Here is a 17,650-nt window from a genome sequence, read left to right as displayed (position 1 = left end):
TCGGCAGGTCCGTCGTCGTAAGGCTCCGGCGCCGCCGGGCCTCACGGGCCGGTTGCCCTCGATCCCTTGCCCTCGATCAGGAGACACCCGCGTTGATCACCCCCGCCTTCGCGCAAGGAGCCGGTGCCGGAAGCGGCATGGACGTCGCGTTGCAATTCGTGCCCTTCGTCCTGATCTTCGTGATCATGTACTTCCTGATCCTGCGCCCGCAGCAGCGCCGGCTCAAGGATCACCAGAACATGGTCAAGAACGTGCGCCGCGAGGACACGATTGTGACCACCGGAGGTCTGATCGGCCGGGTCACCAAGGTGTCCGACGAGGGCTCCGAGATCGAAGTCGAGATCGCCCCGAACGTGCGCGTGAAGGTCGTCCGCTCGATGATCTCCGAGGTTCGCGTCAAGGGCGCGCCCGTCAAGGCCTCCTGAGGGCAAGAGTTCCTGAGGGACGGCGTGAGCGTGCCGGGCGTCGACGCCCGGCACCAATGACAAAAAGTCGGAATCGGGCGGATGCTGCGTTTCACGAGAACCAAGATCGTCGCGACGCTCGCCGTCATCCTGATCGGCCTCAGCCTCGCGGTGCCGAGCTTCGTGCCGGCCGACAGCCGCAAGGCCTTCATTCAATCGCTGCCCTCTTGGTTCCCGAGCTGGATCATCCCGCAGCGGGCGATCGTGCTCGGCCTCGACCTGCAGGGCGGCTCGCAGATCCTGCTGGAGATCGACCAGCCCGACTTGGTCCGCTCGCTGACCACGGGCCTGCGCGACGACGTGCGCCGCATCCTGCGCGAGGCCTCGGTCTCGCCGGAGGGCGGCATCCGCGTGATCAACCGCGGCGTCGAGCTGCGCATTCCCGACGCGGCGGCCCGCGCCCGGGTGATGCCGAAGCTGCGCGAACTCGCCCAGCCCATCAACAACCCGCTCGCCGGCCCCGGCGGCGGCCAGACGCTGGCGGTCAACGAGGCCGAGAACGGCACGATCGGGCTCGTGCTCACCGATGCCGGCATCAACGACCGCACCCGCCGCGCGGTGAGCCAGGCGATCGAGGTCGTGCGCAAGCGCATCGATTTCGGCGGCACCAAGGAGCCGTCGATCCAGCAGCAGGGCGCCGACCGCATCCTGGTTCAGGTGCCGGGCCTGCAGAACCCGCAGGAGCTGGAGGACCAGCTCGGCAAGACCGCCAAGCTCGAATTTCGCATGCTGGCCGATTCGCCCTCGGGCGACGTCGACATGCTGCCCTCGAAGGACGAGGGCGGGGCCAAGGTGCCGGTCGAGCGTCGCGTCATGGCCGACGGCAGCGACCTCACCGACGCCCAGCCCGCCTTCGACCCGCAGACCCACGAGCCGATGGTGAGCTTCAAGTTCAACCTGCGCGGGGCCCAGCGCTTCGGTCAGGCGACCTCGGAGAATGTCGGCCGGCGCATGGCGATCGTGCTCGACGGCGTGATCCAGTCCGCCCCCGTGATCCGCTCGGCGATCACCGGCGGCTCGGGCCAGATCACCGGCAACTTCACCGTCAAGGACGCCAACGACCTCTCGGTGCTGCTGCGCGCCGGCGCGCTGCCGGCCAAGCTCACCGTGGTCGAGCGCCGCGTCGTCGGACCGGGTCTCGGCCGCGACTCGATCGAGGCCGGCCAGAAGGCGACCCTGGTGGCCGCGGGCCTCGTCATCGTCTTCATGTTCGCGACCTACGGCGTGTTCGGCTTCATCGCCAACATCGCGCTCATCGTGCACGTGGGCCTGATCCTCGGCCTGATGTCGGTGCTGGAGGCGACCATGACGCTGCCGGGCATCGCCGGCATCGTGCTCACCATCGGCACCGCGGTCGATTCCAACGTGCTGATCTACGAGCGCATGCGCGAGGAGGCCCGTTCCGGCCGCTCCCTGGTCTCGGCGCTCCAGGCCGGCTTCGACCGGGCCTTCGCCACCATCATCGACTCGAACTCGACCATGGCGATCGCCGCGCTGCTGCTGTTCTTCATGGGCTCCGGCCCGGTGAAGGGCTTCGCCGTGGTGTTCATCCTCGGCATCCTCACCACGGTCATCACGGCGGTGACGCTGACGCGCATGATGATCGCAGTGTGGTACAACGTGTTCCGGCCCAAGGCCCTGCCGTTCTGAGGAGCGCGCCGACCGCGCTCCCCTCCGGCGCCGGCCCCCCGGCCGCGCCATGCTACTCTCAGGGGGGCGCCCGGCGCTTCCCACGCTTCGAGACCGACCATGCGCCTCCTTCGCCTCTGGCCCGACGAATCGCATTTCGACTTCATGCGGTTCCGGCGCTTCACCTTCCCGCTCTCGGCGCTCGTGTCGGTGGCGACCGTGGTGCTGTTCCTGACGGTCGGCCTGAACTACGGCATCGACTTCAAGGGCGGCACCCTGGTCGAGCTGCAGGCCAAGGCCGGTCGGACGGCGGATGTCGCGGAGATCCGCCACACCGCCAACGGCTTCGGCTTCGGCGAGACCGAGGTGCAGGAACTCGGCGGCGAGGGGCAGGTGCTGGTGCGCTTCCCGCTCCAGGCGGGCGAGCAGGGCCAGACCGCGGTGATGCAGAAGGCGCATGCCGCCTTCGACGCCGGGTACGACTTCCGCCGCACCGAGACCGTGGGTCCGCGCGTCTCGGGCGAACTGGTGCAGTCCGGCACGGTCGGCGTCGTGCTCTCGGTGCTGGCGGTGCTGCTCTATCTCTGGTTCCGCTTCGAGCGGGAGCTGGCGCTCGGCGCCATCGTCGGTACCCTGCACGACATCGTGCTCACCGTCGGCATCTTCATCGTCACCCGCATCGAGTTCAACATGACCTCGATCGCCGCGATCCTGACCATCGTCGGCTACTCGCTCAACGAGACGGTGGTGGTGTTCGACCGGACCCGCGAGCTGATGCGCCGTTACAAGACGATCCCCGTGGTCGAACTCCTGAACCTCTCGATCAACTCCACCATGTCGCGCACGGTGATGACCTCGCTCTCGACGATCCTGTCGCTCGTGGCGCTGGTGCTGTTCGGCGGCGAGGCGATCAAGGGCTTCGCCGTGGTGATGCTCGCGGGCGTGGTGATCTGCACCTACTCGGCGATCTTCGTCTCGACGCCGTCGCTGATCTATATCGGCCTGCGCCTGTCGGGTGCGAAATCATCGCAGCGCGAGGCCGGGCTGCCTCAGGCGGCCGAGTAGGCCGCGGCGTGAGCGAAACGCGTCATCCCGGCCAGATTCACGACGGCTTCCTGCCCGGCCGTCACGGCATCGACGCCTACGGCAATGGCGGCTTCCGCTTCGGGCAGATGTCCCATCGCGGCTCGATCCTGCTTCTGCCCTCCGGCATCCGCGCCTGGGAGGTGGACGCGCCCGCCGCCATCGACGCGCGCAGCCTCGGCCCGGTGCTGGCGGAAGCCGAGAGCATCGAGCTTCTTCTCATCGGCACCGGCGCCGACATTGTCTTCCTGCCCGATCCGCTGCGCCAGCGCCTCAAGGCCGCGGGCATCGGCGTCGATGCCATGCAGACGGGAGCGGCGGCGCGCACCTACAACATCCTCATGGCCGAGAACCGCAAGGTCGCGGCCGCGCTGATCGCCGTCGCCTGATCCTCCTCACCGCCGCATGAGCCCCGCTCCATGACGCGCCCCGAGACCCGAACCGAGACGAGCAGCCCCGAGACCGGCAGCGCCGGTCTGGCCTTCGCGTTCCGGCACTGCGAGGAGCTGGTGCGCGAGGGCGACCCGGACCGCTACTTCGCCACGCTCTTCGCGCCCGCCGCCTTCCGCCCGCATCTCTACGCGCTCTCGGCTTTCAGCCTCACGGTCGCCCGGGTCCGCGAGGCGGCCTCGAACCCGATGGCGGGGGAGATCCGCCTGCAATGGTGGCGCGACGCACTCCAGGGCGAGGCGCGCGGCGACGTGCGGGCCAATCCGGTCGCGGCGGCCCTGGAGGACGCGATCGTCGGGCGCCGCCTCGGGCGCCAGCCCTTCGTGGACCTGATCGACGCCCGCGTCTTCGATCTCTACGACGACCCGATGCCCCGGGTGAACGATCTGGAGGGCTATTGCGGCGAGACCGCCTCCGCGCTGATCCGCCTCTCCGGGCTGGTGCTCGCCGACGGGGCCGAGCCCGGCGGGGCGGCCGCCGCGGGACATGCGGGCGTGGCCTACGGCATCACCGGGCTCCTGCGGGCGCTGCCCTGGCACGCCCGGCAGGGACAGGTCTACCTGCCCGGCGACCTGCTGCGCCAGAACGGCGTCACCCGCGAGGACATCGTCTCGGGCCGCGGCGGCCCCGGCCTCGTGCGCGCCTGCGCCGAGCTGCGGGCGCTCGCGCGGCGGCACCTGGAGGCTTACGAAGCGGCCCGCGCCACCATAGCGCCCGCAGCCCGGCCCGCCTTCCTGCCGGTGGCCCTGGTCGAGCCCTATCTCGCGGTCATGGAGCGGCCCGGCTACGACCCGCTCAACAGCCTGATCGAGATTCCGCGCTGGCGGCGCCTGTGGCGGCTGTGGCGGGCGGCGCGCAAGGGGCTGTGAGAAGCAGGGCTCCTGCTTCGAGCGCAACCGAATGTCGCGATCCGGCCGGATCGCGGATTGAGACATCCATAGCGAATTGCTATGGATGTCGGCCATGGTGCAGGTTACCTACAGCAAGGCTGCCTTGAAGGTCCTGGCCCGACTTCCAATCGATCTCTCGTGGAAAATCCGTTCCAAGATCGAGCAATACGCCGTGGATCCCGATTCGCTCGCCAACAATGTAAAGACTCTTCGAGGCGAGCCGGGTGTTCTGCGCCTTCGGATTGGTGATTGGCGTGTGCTCTTCACCGCGGAAGGCGAGATCATCGCCGTCATCAGGATCGCGCCGCGCGGCGGCGTTTACGACTGATCGGTGGAGAAGGCATGACGATCATGAATCCCCAGATCATCACCAGCCCTGGTGGCGAACGCCTCGTACTGCTGTCCGAGGCGGATTTCGAAACCTTGCTGGCGGCCGCCGAGGACAACGCCGATCGCGTCGCCGTGGCCGAGTTTCGGCGCAAACTCGAAGCGGGTGAGGAGGAGCTGATCCCGGCCGCAATCGTGGAGCGTCTTCTGTCCGGAGAGAACAGAGTCCGCGTCTGGCGCGAACATCGCGGCTTGAGCGGGGCAGCGCTGGCGAAGAAGGCCGGCATCGCCCAGGCCTACCTATCTCAGATCGAGACCGGAGCCAGGGAGGGCAGCATCGAGACCTACGGCAAGCTCGCGGCAGCGCTCGGCGTTTCCCTGGACGATCTCGCGGGATAGAATGCGTTCTCTCGGATGACGGCGCGGGGCGTGAATTCACTTCACGCCCCGCGCCTCGTCGCCTCAGCGGGCCTTCTTCGTCAGCTTCTGGGCGATCTCGAACATCTCCTCCGGCGCGTAATCCGGCGAGAAGGCGGAGGGGACGCCGGTGAGCTGGTGGATCTTGCCGCCGTCCGGCATGCCGTCGACGACCTCGAGTTCGCCCGGCGGGTCGCCCGGCAGCGCCTGCTCGCCATTGCCCCAAAGGCCGGCGATATCCTTGTAGTCGTTCGGGCTCCAAGTATAGAGCCGGCGGTGCGAGCCCTCCTGGAGGTATTTCTGGCATTCCGGGATTTTGTCGAGGACGATGTTGGGCGTCGGCAGGAACTTCTCGATCTCGACGCCGGTGATCTGCTTGAGCGCCAGGGCGTAGGCGTGGGCGTGGACCGAACCGCGCACCAGCAGGTAGCCGCAGACCTCCCGGCCCGTGGGGTCCGAGAGGGTCTCGTAGACCCGTAGCTTGTGCAGCCGGGCGCCGCATTCGAGGTGGAAGTTGTGCAGCAGGTCGACGACGACGTTGCCCGTCGAGGTGATGAAGTCGTTGTTCCAAGAGGCGCCGTTGCTGTTGATCGGCGCCGCGCCGCCGCCATTCGAGAGGAAGGCGGCGGCGAGCCGGATGTCCTTCATATCCTCGAACGGCGCCCCGGAGATGTCGCCTCCATCCGTCTTGTCGCCATCGTTGTCGGGGCCGTTGTTGAGCATGGCCACGCCGTTGCTCACCAGTTCCACGTGGCCGAGTTCCTCCGCCGTGATGCTCGCCACTAGGCTGTAGAACGGCTTGAGCTTGTCCTTGCTGCGGAAGTTGAAGCTCTGGAACATGTAGTTCCCGAGCGTGGACATCTCGCCGTATTTGCCACCGAGCAGTTCCTGCAGCGCAGCCGCCGCGTTCGGATCCCGACGCTTGGGTGCGGGCAACTCGGCCTGCAGCTTGTCGACGCGCATGAACATGGGGAAGGCTCCCTGGCCTCTGAAGTCGTGGCGGGGGAACCGTGGGGCGCCCTCCCTGTTCCGAGGCGCGCCCGATTAAGGCCGGTAAAATGCGTGCCCTTGCCCGCCGCGGCGGGCCCGGCGGGCGCTAACCTGATGCAGATCCACGACACTTGCCCTGGATACATGATTACGTGCGTTGAGCGGGATTAACGGCTCTGCTAGCACCCAAGGCTAGGCCCGGCACAAGATCCGGGCATCGGAGGAGGGCGCCGCCCGTGACACCCTGGAATCAGGTCTACGATCCATTCGGGAGCCAGTGGCTCTCGACCTTCGTCGCGTCGCTGCCGGTCATCGCCCTGCTCGGCATGATCGCCAGCGGCAAGATCAAGGTCCACATCGCCGCCGTTCTGGCCCTCATCGTCGCCTTCCTCGTGGCGGTGGTCGCCTTCGGCATGCCGACGGATCTCGCCGTCCGCGCCACGATCCTCGGCGTCGTCACGGGCATGTTCCCGATCGGCTGGATCATCCTCAACGTCATCTTCCTCTACCGCCTGACGGTGGAGAAGGGCTGGTTCGCCGTCCTCCAGCAATCGGTGGCCGGCATCACCGAGGACCGGCGCATCCAGCTCCTGCTGGTGGCCTTCGCCTTCGGTGCCTTCTTCGAGGGCGCGGGCGGCTTCGGCACGCCGGTGGCCGTCACGGGCGCCATCCTGATCGGGCTCGGCTTCTCGCCGCTGGCCGCGTCCGGCCTCTCGCTCATCGCCAACACCGCACCCGTCGCCTACGGCGCGCTCGGCGCTCCGGTTCAGGGTCTGGCCTCGGTGACGGGCTACGACCCCTACGTGCTCGGCGCGATGATCGGCCGGCAACTGCCGTTCTTCTCGGTGATCGTGCCGTTCTGGCTGATCTGGGTGTTCGCGGGCTTCCGCGGCATGATGGCGATCTGGCCGCCGATCGCGGTCTGCGGCGTCTCCTTCGCGCTCGCCCAGTTCCTGATCTCGAACTACATCAACCCCTGGATCGTCGACATCGGCGCCTCGCTGGTCTCGATGGCCGCCCTCGTCGCCTTCCTCAAGGTCTGGCGTCCGGCCCAGGTTTGGACCTCCCCGGCCCTGCGCGGCCACGATCCGTCGATCGGCTACGGCGCGCCCAAGCCCGCCTCCCTCGGTGCCGGCGTCCCCGGTGATCTGCCCAAGGTGCATCTGGGCGGCCGCACCGCCTCCTCGCAGGAGATCCTCATGGCCTGGGTGCCGTGGATCATCCTCTCGATCATCGTCGCGATCTGGGGCACCGGCTGGTTCAAGGGGATCGTCAACCCGATCTTCTCGTGGAAGTACGAGGTGCCGGGCCTGCACAACATGATCATGAAGGTGCCGCCCGTGGAGGCTGCGCCCAAGGCCGAGGCCGCGATCTTCAACTTCACCTACATGTCCTACACCGGCACGGGCGTGCTCTTTGCCGCGATCATCTCCGGCCTGATCATGCGCTTCTCCCCGGCGCGCCTGGTCACCGCCTATCTCGAGACGATCTGGGTGCTGCGCTACTCGCTCATCACCATCGCGGCGATGCTGGCGCTCGGCGTTCTCACCCGCTACGCGGGCGTCGACGCCACGCTGGGTCTGGCGTTTGCCGGCACGGGCATCCTCTACCCGTTCTTCGGCACGCTGCTGGGCTGGCTCGGCGTCGCGCTGACGGGCTCGGACACGGCCTCCAACGTGCTGTTCGGCGGCCTGCAGCGGATCACCTCCGAGCAGCTCGGCCTATCGGGCATCCTGATGGCCTCGGCGAACTCGTCCGGCGGCGTGATGGGCAAGATGATCGACGCCCAGTCGATCGTCGTCGCCTCGACCGCGACGGGCTATTTCGGCCAGGAGAGCAAGATCCTGCGCTTCGTGTTCTGGCACTCGATCGTGCTGGCCTGCCTCGTCGGCGGCCTCGTGATGCTCCAGGCCTACGTCTACCCGTTCACCGAGATGGTGATCCACCCGCCGGCGAATCTCGCGCCCGCCGCGCACTGACGCCCGGCCGCACCGGCCGCGAAGAAGAGCCCGCCCCGTCCCACGGGGCGGGCTTTTTCTTGGCTCGGTTCCTTGGTTCGGTTCCTTGGCCCGGATCCTGGGCCCGGTTCCTGAACCCGGTCAGCGGATGCCGGATGCGTCCGTCTCGACGGCACTCGGCTTGGCCGCGTCCGCGGGCGGCGCGGGTCGGGCGAGCCGCCCCTCCTCGGCCCGGTGCACGTACTGGCTCGCCACCAGCCATCCCTTGAAGAAGCGCAACGGGAGCGTGCAGGTGATCAACACCACCGGCAGCGTCAGCACGAAGTGCAGCCAGAGCGGCGGATCGTAGGTCAGTTCCAGCCACAGGCCGAAGGCCACGGCGGGAATCGCCGTGGTCATCATCACGAAGAAGGCCGGGCCGTCGGCCGGGTCGGCGAAGGAGAAGTCGAGCCCGCAGGCGTCGCAGGCCGGGGCGATCTCCAGGAAGCCCTTGAACAGGTGGCCCCGGCCGCAGCGCGGACAGGCGCTGCGCGCGGCGACGCTGAGCGGCGCCTGGGGTTCGAAGCGGGTGTCACCCCGGATCTCGTCGCGGGTCTCGGTCATCGGGATCTCCTCGCAGGGCAACCGGCGCCCGCCGCGATGGTTCGCATCACGGGCCGCAGGTCTCCCATGCCGGGCCGGCCGGATTTTTTCGAGCCGGGAATTTTTCGAGATGTGATGGATGGGGTGGGCGGCCTCGTTCGTTTACTCCCTCATCTGCGCGTAAGACTCCGCCATGTTCTTCCGCCGCGCCCGTCGCGACAGCCTGACCGACCTGCCCGGTTTCGAGACGGCGCGCCTGTCGATCGCGCCGCTGGAGGCCCGGGACGCGCCGGCCTTGCGCGCCCTCACCGACGATCCCGCCATCACCGGCGCCGTCGATTTCCTCACCGATCCCTTCACGCTCGACGATGCCCGGGCACTGATCGGCTCGGCCCGGCACGGGCGCGACCGCTTCCTCGGCGCTTGGCACCGTGATCCCGCCAGCCCCGGCGACCTCCACGAAGGTGGTCATCGGAACGCTTCCCTCGTCGGCGTCGTCGGCGCACATCTGCGCGGCGAGGGGGCGATCGAGATCGGCTACTGGATCGGAGGGGCCGCCCGCGGGCGCGGCTTCGGGGCCGAAGCCGTCTCGGCCACCGTCGCGTGCCTGCGCCGCCGCTTCCCGCGCCGGGTCGTGGTGGCCGAGTGCCGGCCCGGCAACGTCGCCTCCTGGGGCCTGCTGCACAAGCTCGGCTTTCGCGAGACCGGCTCGGAGGGGCATCGCCCCGGCCGGCGCCAGCTCGTCCTCGAGGGCGGGTGACGGGCAGGGACGGGAAGCGCGCGAGGAACCGCGCGAAGGGGGTACGAAAGACCGGGAGCCGCGCCGGCCCAAATGCCTTAAAAGAGTCCGGGACAGGGGCCGCCTGCCGGGGAGCGCGGCCCGCCGGAAGGCATGAAGGCGATGATGGCTCACGCAGCATCGGACGTCGAGGGCGGCCCCGCGGCCGCGGCACCGCTCAACGCCGAGAGCGCCCTGCGCCTCCTCGTCGTCGACGATCACCCGCTCTTCCGCGAGGCGCTGGCGAGCGCCATCGCCCTGGCCTTCCCCACGGCGGAACTGCACGAGGCCGACGGCATCCGCGCGGCCTGCGAGATCCTGGACCGGAACCCCGCCATCGACCTGACGCTGCTCGACCTCTCGATGCAGGGGGTGACCGGCTTCGACGGGCTGGTGGCGATCCGCACCCGCTTCCCCCGCATCCCGATCCTGATCGTCTCGGGGCTCACCGAGCCGCGCATCATGCAGGAGGCCCTGCGCCACGGCGCGGCCGGCTTCGTGCCCAAGGCCGTGGACAAGGCGACCCTGACCCGGGCGATCTCCGAGGTGCTCGGCGGCGCCCTGTTCATGCCGCCCGACCTCGCCCCGGCCCCGGCGCGGGGCGGCGACAAGCCGCCGGTCGCCGAGCGCGTCGCGCGCCTGACGCCGCAGCAGATGCGGGTGCTCGCCATGATCCGCCAGGGCAAGCTCAACAAGCAGATCGCCCACGAATTGCAGGTCGGCGATTCGACGGTGAAGGCCCACGTCTCCGAGATCCTGCGCAAGCTCGAAGTCATCAGCCGCACGCAGATCGTGATCGAGACCGCCTATCTCGATTTCGATCAGGCGGGCGGCTTCTGACGGGGGACTCACGCGAATCTCTTGGCGCCGACGACGCAGAGCACCACCCCGGCGGCGACCGCGAGCATGGCGCCCTCGACGGGCTCGTGCAGCAGCAGGCCGGCGAGCGCCAGACCGAGGAAGGGCTGGAGCAGTTGCAACTGTCCAACCCCGGCGATGCCGCCGAGGGCCAGCCCGCGGTACCAGAACACGAAGCCCACCAGCATGCTGAACACCGAGACGTAGGCGAGCCCGGCCCAGGCCGAGGCGCCGATCCCGCTCCACGCGGCGGGGAGGGTGGCGGCTGCCAGAACGATCATGGCGGGAGCCGAGAGCACGAGCGCCCAGGAGATGACCTGCCAGCCGCCGAGCCGGCGCGACAGCAGCGCGCCCTGCGCGTAGCCGAGGCCGCAGAGCAGGATCGCCGCCGCCATCAGCAGGTCGCCGACCGGATCGGTGCCCTCGCCCCGCGCCAGCGCGAAGCCCGCCACCAGCAGGCTGCCCGCCACGGAGAAGAGCCAGAAGGCTGGTCTCGGCCGCTCGCCCCCGCGCAGCAGGACGCCGAAGAGGGCGGTGGCCAGCGGCAGCAGGCCGATGAAGACGATGGAGCGGGCCGAGGTGATGTGCTGCAGCGCTAGGGCCGTGAGCAGGGGAAAGCCGATCACCACGCCCAGCGCCACGACCAGGAGGGCGCCGAGGTCGCGCCGGCCCGGCCGCTTCTGCCGCAGCAGCGCCAGCAGCGCCGCCCCGAGCCCGGCGGCGATCACCGCCCGGGCCGAGGTCAGGAACAGCGGCGTGAAGCCGCCGACCGCTGCCCGCGTCGCCGGAAGCGATCCGCTGAAGATCACCACGCCGAGAAGGCCGTGACCCCAGCCCGCCCAGGATCTTTTCTCGTCTCGCCGCATCGCTCGTTCCCGGATTCGGCGCGACGGTAGGAGGCGGGCGCTGGCGGCGACAGGCACGGTCCCGTACGCTTTGCGCCGAACTGTATGGCTCGGCGGACCCGCACACCCGATGGATCGTGAGACGGAAGTCGCGGGCGGCCGTACCGGGGCGGTGATGGCGGCGATCCGCCAGAGGCTGGCCGCGCGCAGTCTGGCACCGGGGGAAAGGCTGCCCTCGATCCGGCGCCTGGCCGCGATCATGGGCGTCTCGCCCTCGACGGTGGTCGAGGCTTACGACCGGCTGGCGGCGGAGGGGCTGATCCGGCCCCGCCCGGGCTCGGGCTTCTACGTCTGCGGGGCGGTCTCGCCCCTGGCGCTGACCGAGGCGGAGCCCCGGCGGGACCGGGCGATCGATCCGCTCTGGATCTCGCGCCAGTCGCTCGATGCCGGGCCCGGCACGCTCAAGCCCGGCTGCGGCTGGCTTCCCGCCGAGTGGATGCCGAACGCGGCGATCCGCCGGGCCGTGCGCGGGCTCGCCCGGGCCGAGGACGCGGTGCTCACCGATTACGGGGCGACCCGCGGCATGCCGGCCCTGCGCCGCCTGCTCGTGCGGCGGCTCGCGGGAGAGGGGATCGAGGCGGGCGCGGAGCAGGTGCTGTTGACCGGCTCGGGCACGCAAGCCATCGACCTGATCGGCCGCCTCCTGCTTCGGCCCGGCGACGCGGTGATCGTGGACGATCCCTGTTACTTCAACTTCCAGGCCCTGCTGCGGGCGCACGGCGTGCGGATCGTCGGTGTGCCCTACACCGCGACCGGCCCCGATCCCGCGCGCTTGGCCGCGGCGCTGGCCGAGCATCGTCCGCGCCTCTACCTCACCAATTCCGCGCTCCACAATCCGACCGGCGCCACGCTCTCTCCCGGCATCGCGCACCGGATCCTGACGCTGGCCGCGGCCCACGACCTCGTCATCGTCGAGGACGACATCTTCGCCGATCTGGAGCCCGAGCCCTCGCCCCGGCTCGCCGCCCTCGACGGCTTGAACCGCGTGATCCGGGTCGGAAGCTTCTCGAAGACGCTCTCCGCCTCGATCCGCTGCGGCTACGTGGCGGCGCGTCCCGACTGGATCGAGGCCCTGGTCGATCTTCAGGTCGCGACGAGCTTCGGCGGCCCGAGTCCCGTGGCCGCCGAACTCGTTGCCGGGACGCTGGCCGACGGCAGCTACCGCAAGCATCTGGAGGGCTTGCGCCGCCGCCTGTCGCGGGCGCGCCGGGAGGCCGCCGCCCGCCTCGCCGGCCTCGGCATCACACCCTGGCTCCTGCCGCGCGGCGGCTACACGCTCTGGTGCCGCCTGCCGGACGGGCGCGACGCGGCCGAAATCGCCCGCCGCGCTCTTCGCGACGATCTCGTCCTTGCCCCGGGCAACGTCTTCAGCGTGGCGCAGACGGCCGGCGGCTTCATGCGCTTCAACGTGGCGCAGATGTCCGATCCGCGGGTCTACGAGGGGCTGGCGCGGGCGCTAGCCGACGCGCCCTGAGGGGCGTCGCCTTCGGTGCGGGTCGTGGGAAGGCCGCTTGGCCCGCGACGTCGACGCCGGCTCAGGATCGCTCCGGCCCGGTCAGGCGATAGTCCTGCGCCCGCAGCCGGCGGGTGCCGCGCACGTAATCGCCCACCGTGCCGGGCCAGAGGGTGCGGTTGCGGCCCGCCCGGTCGAGATACCAGCTGCCGCAGCCGCCGCGCGTCCAGATGCTGTCCCGCATCCGCGCATCGACCTCGGAGCGGAAGCGCGCCTGCGCCTCCGGCCGCACCTCGATCACGCTGTCGGGATGGTCGGCAAGGCGGCGCAGGGCGTCGAGCACGTGGGCGACCTGCGCCTCGACCATCAAGAGCACCGAGTTGTGGCCGAGCCCGGTATTGGGCCCGAGCAGCAGGAAGAAGTTCGGAAAGCCCGCGACCGACACGCCCCGGAAGGCGTCCGCGCCGGGCTTCCAGGCTTCCAGCAGGCTGCGGCCCCCGCGCCCGACGATCTCCGTGCGCAGGACGCTGCCGCCGGGGGAAAAGCCGGTGGCGAAGATCAGCACGTCGAGGGCGTGCTCGCGCCCGTCCGCGGTGACGACGGCGTGGGGCAGGACCTCGCGGATCGGCTCGGTCACGAGGCTCGCGTTCGGACGGGCCAGCGCCGGGTAGTAGTCGTCGGAGAGCAGCACCCGCTTGCAGCCGAGCCGGTAATCGGGCGTGAGCTTCGTTCGGAGCGCCGGGTCCGCGATCGAGGCTTCGAGATGCCGCCGCGCGAGGCCTTCCGCCAGCGCAGTCACCCGCGAGACCCGAGTGAAGCCCGCCAGCGCCGCCAACTCGCGCCGCCAGAACAGCGAGGCCCGGTAGAGCCGGCGCAGCGGGCCCGCCCGCAGCAGCAGGCGGCTGACCGCGCCGGTCGGGCGGTCGCCGCGGGAGAGGATCCAGGGGGCCGAGCGCTGGAACTGGGTGAGGTGGGCGACCCGGCCGACGATCTCCGGCACGAATTGCACCGCACTCGCCCCCGTACCGATCACGCCGACGCGTTTGCCGCTCAGGTCGCAGGCATGGTCCCAGGTCGCGGAGTGGAAGGCCGCCCCGGCGAAGCGGTCGAGGCCGGGCAGGCGGGGCAGGGCGGGGTGGTGCAGGGCGCCGAGCGCGCCTACCAGCACGCGGGCGGCAAACGTCTCCCCGTCGGTCTCGACCCGCCACAGGCCGGCCCCTTCGTCGAACGCGGCCCGGCGCACATTCGTCCCCAGGCGCAGATGCGGCCCGAGGCCGTGCTCGGCGACGAGCCCTTCCAGATAGGCCTCGATCTCGGGCTGGCGGGCGAAGAGATGCGACCAGTCCGGCTTCTGGGCGAAGGAGAGGGAGTAGAGATAGGAGGGCACGTCGCAGGCCGCGCCCGGATAGGTGTTCTCCCGCCACGTGCCGCCGACGCCCGCGGCCTTCTCCAGCACGAGCAGGCGCCTGACGCCGGCCTGCCGCGCGCGGATCGCCATGGCGAGACCGGAGAAGCCCGCGCCGACGATGAGCAGATCGAGGGGGGGCTCGCTCACGCGGCCGTCTCCGTCACGGGCCGGGCCGCTTCCAGAGCGCGCCGAAGGAACGAGGCCGCCTCGTCGAGGGAGCGGCGCGCCTCCGGCAGGAAGCTCTCGGCGAGCTGCCAGGCATGCGGCACCACGGGAAACAGCGTGACCTCGACGGGCACGCCCGCCGCCCGCGCCTTTTCGGCGAACCGCAGGGAATCGTCGCGCAGGATCTCGCGGGCCCCGACATGGAAGAGGAGCGGCGGGAAGCCCGCAAGCTCCGCCTCGATCGGCGAGGCGCGCGGGTCGCAGGGGTCGGCGCCCGCGAGGTAGACGGGCACGAGCCGCATCAGGGATTCGAGCCGAAACATCGCGTCGCGCCGCCGATTCGTGCGGAAGGAGTCGCTGCGCCCGATCAGGTCGGTCGCGGGCGAGAACAGGGCCGCGGCGGCCGGCAGCGTCAGACCGAGGCGGCGGGCCTCGACCAGGGTCGCCAGCGCGAGGTTGCCGCCCGCGGAATCCCCGGCGATGACGGCCGGCCCCGCCTGCGCCAGCGCGGCCCAGACGGCGACGGCATCCTCGATCGCGGCGGGGAAGGGATGCTCGGGGGCGAGGCGGTAATCGGGGGCGAAGACCCGGAAGCCGGCCAGCGCGAAATGCCCGGTGACGGGGCGGTACAGGGCGGCCGAGCAGGCGATGAAGCCGCCGCCGTGGAGATAGAGCAGGGTAGGGCGCTCGGGCCCCGCCGCTCCTTCGGCCTGCGCCCACTCGCCGGGCACGCCGCCGCGTTCGCCGGGCGTGAAGACGACGCCGGCGGGCGCCGGGAAGGCGGCCCGGTCGAAGGTCCGGCGGATCGTGTCGACATCGACGCTCCGGCCGATCCGTGCCTTCACGGCGAGCCGGATGGTGAGGTCGAAGAGGTGGGCGCGCAGGCTCGCCATGGTGATTATCGGTCCCGGACGGCGCGGCGGATGAGCGACCAGTAGCGCACCGGCAGCAGGCGCTGGATCAGCAGGGCGCGCCGGGCATCCGCGCCGATGACGATGCGGGGCGCCCGGGCCTCGATCCCGCGCAGGATCGCCTCGGCGGCCGTTTCCGGGCGCAGGGTGAGCAGGCGCTCGAAGGCGGCCAGACCCTCGGCGGCCTCGCGGGCGTCGATGTGCCGGGGCGTGCGGGCGTTGCGGGCGATGGCGGTGGCGACCCCGCCCGGATGCACCAGCGTCACGCCGAGCCCGGTGCCCTCGACCTCGTGGCGCAGGGCCTCGCTGAAGCCGCGCACGGCGAACTTGCTCGCCGCGTAGGCCGCCTGCCCCGCCGGAGCGATGATGCCGAAGACGCTCGACAGGTTGACGATCTGAGCCTCGGCCTCCGCCCGCAGCAGGGGCAGGCAGGCATGGGTCAGGCGCATCACCGCGTGCAGGTTCACGTCCATCAGCCAGTCGATGTCGGCCGGGTCCGTGTCCTCGAACCGTCCGCCGAGCGCCACGCCCGCATTGTTGATCAGAAGCTGCAGGCCGCCGTGCCGGGCGCGGACCGCCTCCGGCAGGGCGAGAAGCGCCGCCCGGTCGGCGAGGTCGAGGACGTGCTCGCTGACGGCGACGCCCGCGGCGCGGGCTGCGCGGGCCGTGGCGGCCAACCCCTCCGCGTCCCGGTCGGCCAGGGCCAGCGCGCAGCCACGCCGTGCGAGCGCCGGTGCGAGCGCCGCGCCGATGCCGCTCGCCGCCCCCGTGAGAAGCGCGGTCTTTCCTCCCAGAACGAAGCGTCCTGCCATGCCGCTTCAGACCTCCGGGGGGAGGGGAGCGGTGCCGTAGGCCGCGGCCATCGTCTCGATCGCGGCGAGCTTGGCGTGGAACGCCGACCAGTCGTCGGCCTCGGCGATCGGCGCCCAGAGCGCCTCGACCTCCTCGATCAGCATCGTGCAGGGCGTGGCCCGCGCGAAGTAGGGGTGGTCGAGATTGGCCCGCGCGCTCGGCCGCATCGCCTGGAAGGCGGCGTGGACCGGGCGGAAGGCGTCGCTCGCGTAGTGCTCGCCCGCCGGGCTGCGGGCGGCGCGCGCCTCGCTCGCCAAGCCGCCGCGCCAGTCGAAGAAGACCTGCTCGAAGGGCGCGCGGCTCGTCTCCAGAAAGGCCCAGAACGCGCCCACCAGCCGGTGGACCGCCCCCTCGCCCTCCCCTTGCAGGGGCGTGACGCCGAGCCGGGACAGCAATGCCTCGGCGAAGGCGTCCTGAAGCGCGGGCCCGAAGGTCTTGAGCCCCGCCTCCAGCCGCTCCTTCGGGGCGAGGGGAAGCAGGCAATCGGCCAGACGGCTCAGGTTCCAGAACAGGGCCTCGGGCTGGCGGCCGAAGCTGTAGAGGCCCCACTCGTCGAAATAGGCCGCGGTGAAGGCCGGATCGTGCACCGGCGCGAAGCGCCAGGGGCCGTAATCGAAGCTCTCGCCGGTGACGTTGATGTTGTCGGTGTTGAGCACGCCGTGGACGAAGCCCGCGGCCATCCACTGCGCCCCCATCCGGGCCACCCGCGCCACCATCGCCTCGAAGAACAGGGCGGCGCGCTCAGCCCCCTCGTCCGCGCGGATCTCGGGGTAGTAGGTTTCGACCGTGTGATCGACGAGGCGGGCGATGTGCTCGGGCTGTTCGAGGAACAGAAAGCGCTGGAAGGTGCCGATGCGCAGGTGCGAATGGGAGAGCCGCACCAGCACCGCCGAGCGGGTGGGGGAGGGCTCGTCGCCCCGCTCCAGCGCCTCGCCGGTCTCGATCAGGCTGAACGACTTCGAGGTCTCGACGCCGAGCGCTTCCAGCATGGCGGTGGCGAGCACCTCGCGCACGCCGCCCTTCAGGGTGAGCCGCCCGTCGGCCCCGCGCGACCAGGGCGTCGTCCCGCTGCCCTTGGTGCCGAGATCGAGCAGGCGCCCGTCCCGCAGATCGTGGGCCTGCGCGAACAGGAAGCCGCGTCCGTCCCCCAGTTCCGGATTGTAGGAGCGGAACTGATGGCCGTGGTAGCGCAGCGCCAGCGGCCGCTCGAACGATCCGGGCAGCGGCGCGAAGCGCGCGAAATGCGCGATCCATTGCTCGTCCGAGAGGTCGTCGAGGCCGACGCGCCGCGCCCAGGCCCGGTTGCGGTAGCGCGGGACCGCGGACGGAAAATCCGCCGGAGCCACGACATCGTAGAAGTCGGGGCCGAGATCGGCGTGGCGGCGCGAGGGTTTGACGGCGGACAGGGCTTAGGCTCCGGCGCGGATGGGCTGAGGTCGTTCAGGCGAGGCGGAACGTCAAGCCGACGAAAGGGTGAACCCGGCGGCGGGCGGCGTCGATCCCTGCCCGCGACGCGGATGCGCTCGGCAC

18 protein-coding genes are annotated in these 17,650 nt (G+C 70.7%); 11 read left to right on the top strand and 7 right to left on the bottom strand.

Translation table 11 applies throughout. From position 1 onward, the window contains the following. The first annotated feature begins 92 nt into the window (after positions 1-92). From yajC to ACPCJR_RS15975, 7 genes are all read left to right on the top strand, one after another. Positions 93-425, top strand: coding sequence for a preprotein translocase subunit YajC (gene yajC, locus ACPCJR_RS16005; RefSeq protein WP_110351553.1), 333 nt, complete (start codon positions 93-95; stop codon positions 423-425). An 81-nt stretch (positions 426-506) separates the two neighbouring features. Further along, positions 507-2,114 carry a protein translocase subunit SecD gene (gene secD, locus ACPCJR_RS16000; RefSeq protein ID WP_391513673.1) on the top strand — a complete coding sequence of 536 codons (1,608 nt, stop codon included), beginning with the start codon at positions 507-509 and terminating at the stop codon, positions 2,112-2,114. A 99-nt stretch (positions 2,115-2,213) separates the two neighbouring features. Next, the gene (gene secF / locus ACPCJR_RS15995; protein WP_391513674.1) at positions 2,214-3,158 is read left to right on the top strand and encodes a protein translocase subunit SecF; all 945 of its coding nucleotides are present in this window, start codon (positions 2,214-2,216) and stop codon (positions 3,156-3,158) included. A gap of 8 nt (positions 3,159-3,166) precedes the next feature. Next, the gene (locus ACPCJR_RS15990) at positions 3,167-3,565 is read left to right on the top strand and encodes an Mth938-like domain-containing protein (RefSeq protein WP_391513676.1); all 399 of its coding nucleotides are present in this window, start codon (positions 3,167-3,169) and stop codon (positions 3,563-3,565) included. A 30-nt stretch (positions 3,566-3,595) separates the two neighbouring features. Continuing rightward, positions 3,596-4,495 carry a phytoene/squalene synthase family protein gene (locus ACPCJR_RS15985; protein WP_331285764.1) on the top strand — a complete coding sequence of 300 codons (900 nt, stop codon included), beginning with the start codon at positions 3,596-3,598 and terminating at the stop codon, positions 4,493-4,495. Between the two features lie 94 nt (positions 4,496-4,589). Beyond that, on the top strand, positions 4,590-4,844 hold the full coding sequence (locus ACPCJR_RS15980) for a type II toxin-antitoxin system RelE family toxin (protein WP_391513678.1): 255 nt from the start codon (positions 4,590-4,592) through the stop codon (positions 4,842-4,844). A 23-nt stretch (positions 4,845-4,867) separates the two neighbouring features. Next, entirely contained in the window at positions 4,868-5,242 is a 375-nt protein-coding gene (locus ACPCJR_RS15975) for a helix-turn-helix domain-containing protein (protein ID WP_391513751.1), read from the top strand. 63 nt (positions 5,243-5,305) lie between these two features. On the opposite strand, the gene ACPCJR_RS15970 is transcribed toward ACPCJR_RS15975, so the two are convergent. Then, positions 5,306-6,229: a manganese catalase family protein gene (locus ACPCJR_RS15970; protein ID WP_391513680.1), complete on the bottom strand. Its 924-nt coding sequence runs from the start codon at positions 6,227-6,229 to the stop codon at positions 5,306-5,308. Between the two features lie 257 nt (positions 6,230-6,486). On the opposite strand from ACPCJR_RS15970, the gene ACPCJR_RS15965 reads away from it, so the two are divergent. Then, entirely contained in the window at positions 6,487-8,229 is a 1,743-nt protein-coding gene (locus ACPCJR_RS15965; protein ID WP_391513682.1) for an L-lactate permease, read from the top strand. A gap of 120 nt (positions 8,230-8,349) precedes the next feature. Here the strand turns inward: ACPCJR_RS15965 and ACPCJR_RS15960 are convergent, their stop codons facing one another. Beyond that, positions 8,350-8,811: a DUF983 domain-containing protein gene (locus ACPCJR_RS15960; protein WP_391513684.1), complete on the bottom strand. Its 462-nt coding sequence runs from the start codon at positions 8,809-8,811 to the stop codon at positions 8,350-8,352. Between the two features lie 172 nt (positions 8,812-8,983). Between ACPCJR_RS15960 and ACPCJR_RS15955 the strand changes: the two genes are divergently transcribed. Both ACPCJR_RS15955 and ACPCJR_RS15950 read left to right on the top strand, forming a co-directional pair. Beyond that, positions 8,984-9,550 carry a GNAT family N-acetyltransferase gene (locus tag ACPCJR_RS15955; RefSeq protein ID WP_391513686.1) on the top strand — a complete coding sequence of 189 codons (567 nt, stop codon included), beginning with the start codon at positions 8,984-8,986 and terminating at the stop codon, positions 9,548-9,550. 132 nt (positions 9,551-9,682) lie between these two features. Further along, a complete protein-coding gene (locus ACPCJR_RS15950) occupies positions 9,683-10,408 on the top strand; it encodes a response regulator (protein WP_391513688.1) in 726 nt (241 codons plus the stop codon). Between the two features lie 8 nt (positions 10,409-10,416). Here the strand turns inward: ACPCJR_RS15950 and ACPCJR_RS15945 are convergent, their stop codons facing one another. Continuing rightward, complete coding sequence (locus ACPCJR_RS15945) at positions 10,417-11,292, bottom strand: DMT family transporter (RefSeq protein ID WP_391513690.1); 876 nt, start codon at positions 11,290-11,292, stop codon at positions 10,417-10,419. 109 nt (positions 11,293-11,401) lie between these two features. On the opposite strand from ACPCJR_RS15945, the gene ACPCJR_RS15940 reads away from it, so the two are divergent. Beyond that, a complete protein-coding gene (locus ACPCJR_RS15940) occupies positions 11,402-12,805 on the top strand; it encodes a PLP-dependent aminotransferase family protein (RefSeq protein ID WP_391513691.1) in 1,404 nt (467 codons plus the stop codon). 61 nt (positions 12,806-12,866) lie between these two features. Here ACPCJR_RS15940 and ACPCJR_RS15935 read toward each other — a convergent pair whose 3' ends face one another. From ACPCJR_RS15935 to ACPCJR_RS15920, 4 genes are read right to left on the bottom strand one after another with little or no spacing between them, the layout of a single operon-like run. Beyond that, a complete protein-coding gene (locus ACPCJR_RS15935; RefSeq protein WP_391513693.1) occupies positions 12,867-14,339 on the bottom strand; it encodes a flavin-containing monooxygenase in 1,473 nt (490 codons plus the stop codon). Next, a complete protein-coding gene (locus tag ACPCJR_RS15930; protein ID WP_391513694.1) occupies positions 14,336-15,250 on the bottom strand; it encodes an alpha/beta hydrolase in 915 nt (304 codons plus the stop codon). The genes ACPCJR_RS15935 and ACPCJR_RS15930 overlap by 4 nt, the downstream gene beginning before the upstream one ends. A 5-nt stretch (positions 15,251-15,255) precedes the next feature. Beyond that, positions 15,256-16,080 (bottom strand): SDR family NAD(P)-dependent oxidoreductase, encoded by an 825-nt coding sequence (locus ACPCJR_RS15925; RefSeq protein ID WP_391513695.1) that lies wholly within the window; start codon positions 16,078-16,080, stop codon positions 15,256-15,258. Between the two features lie 6 nt (positions 16,081-16,086). Then, positions 16,087-17,526, bottom strand: a complete 1,440-nt coding sequence (locus tag ACPCJR_RS15920) for a protein adenylyltransferase SelO (RefSeq protein WP_423451674.1) — start codon at positions 17,524-17,526, stop codon at positions 16,087-16,089. Positions 17,527-17,650: the final 124 nt, after the last annotated feature.

Source organism: Methylobacterium sp. NPDC097929 (assembly GCF_049543375.1).
Classification (GTDB): domain Bacteria; phylum Pseudomonadota; class Alphaproteobacteria; order Rhizobiales; family Beijerinckiaceae; genus Methylobacterium.
Note: the sequence above shows the minus strand (reverse complement) of the source record. Positions and strands in the feature narration are given on the sequence as shown.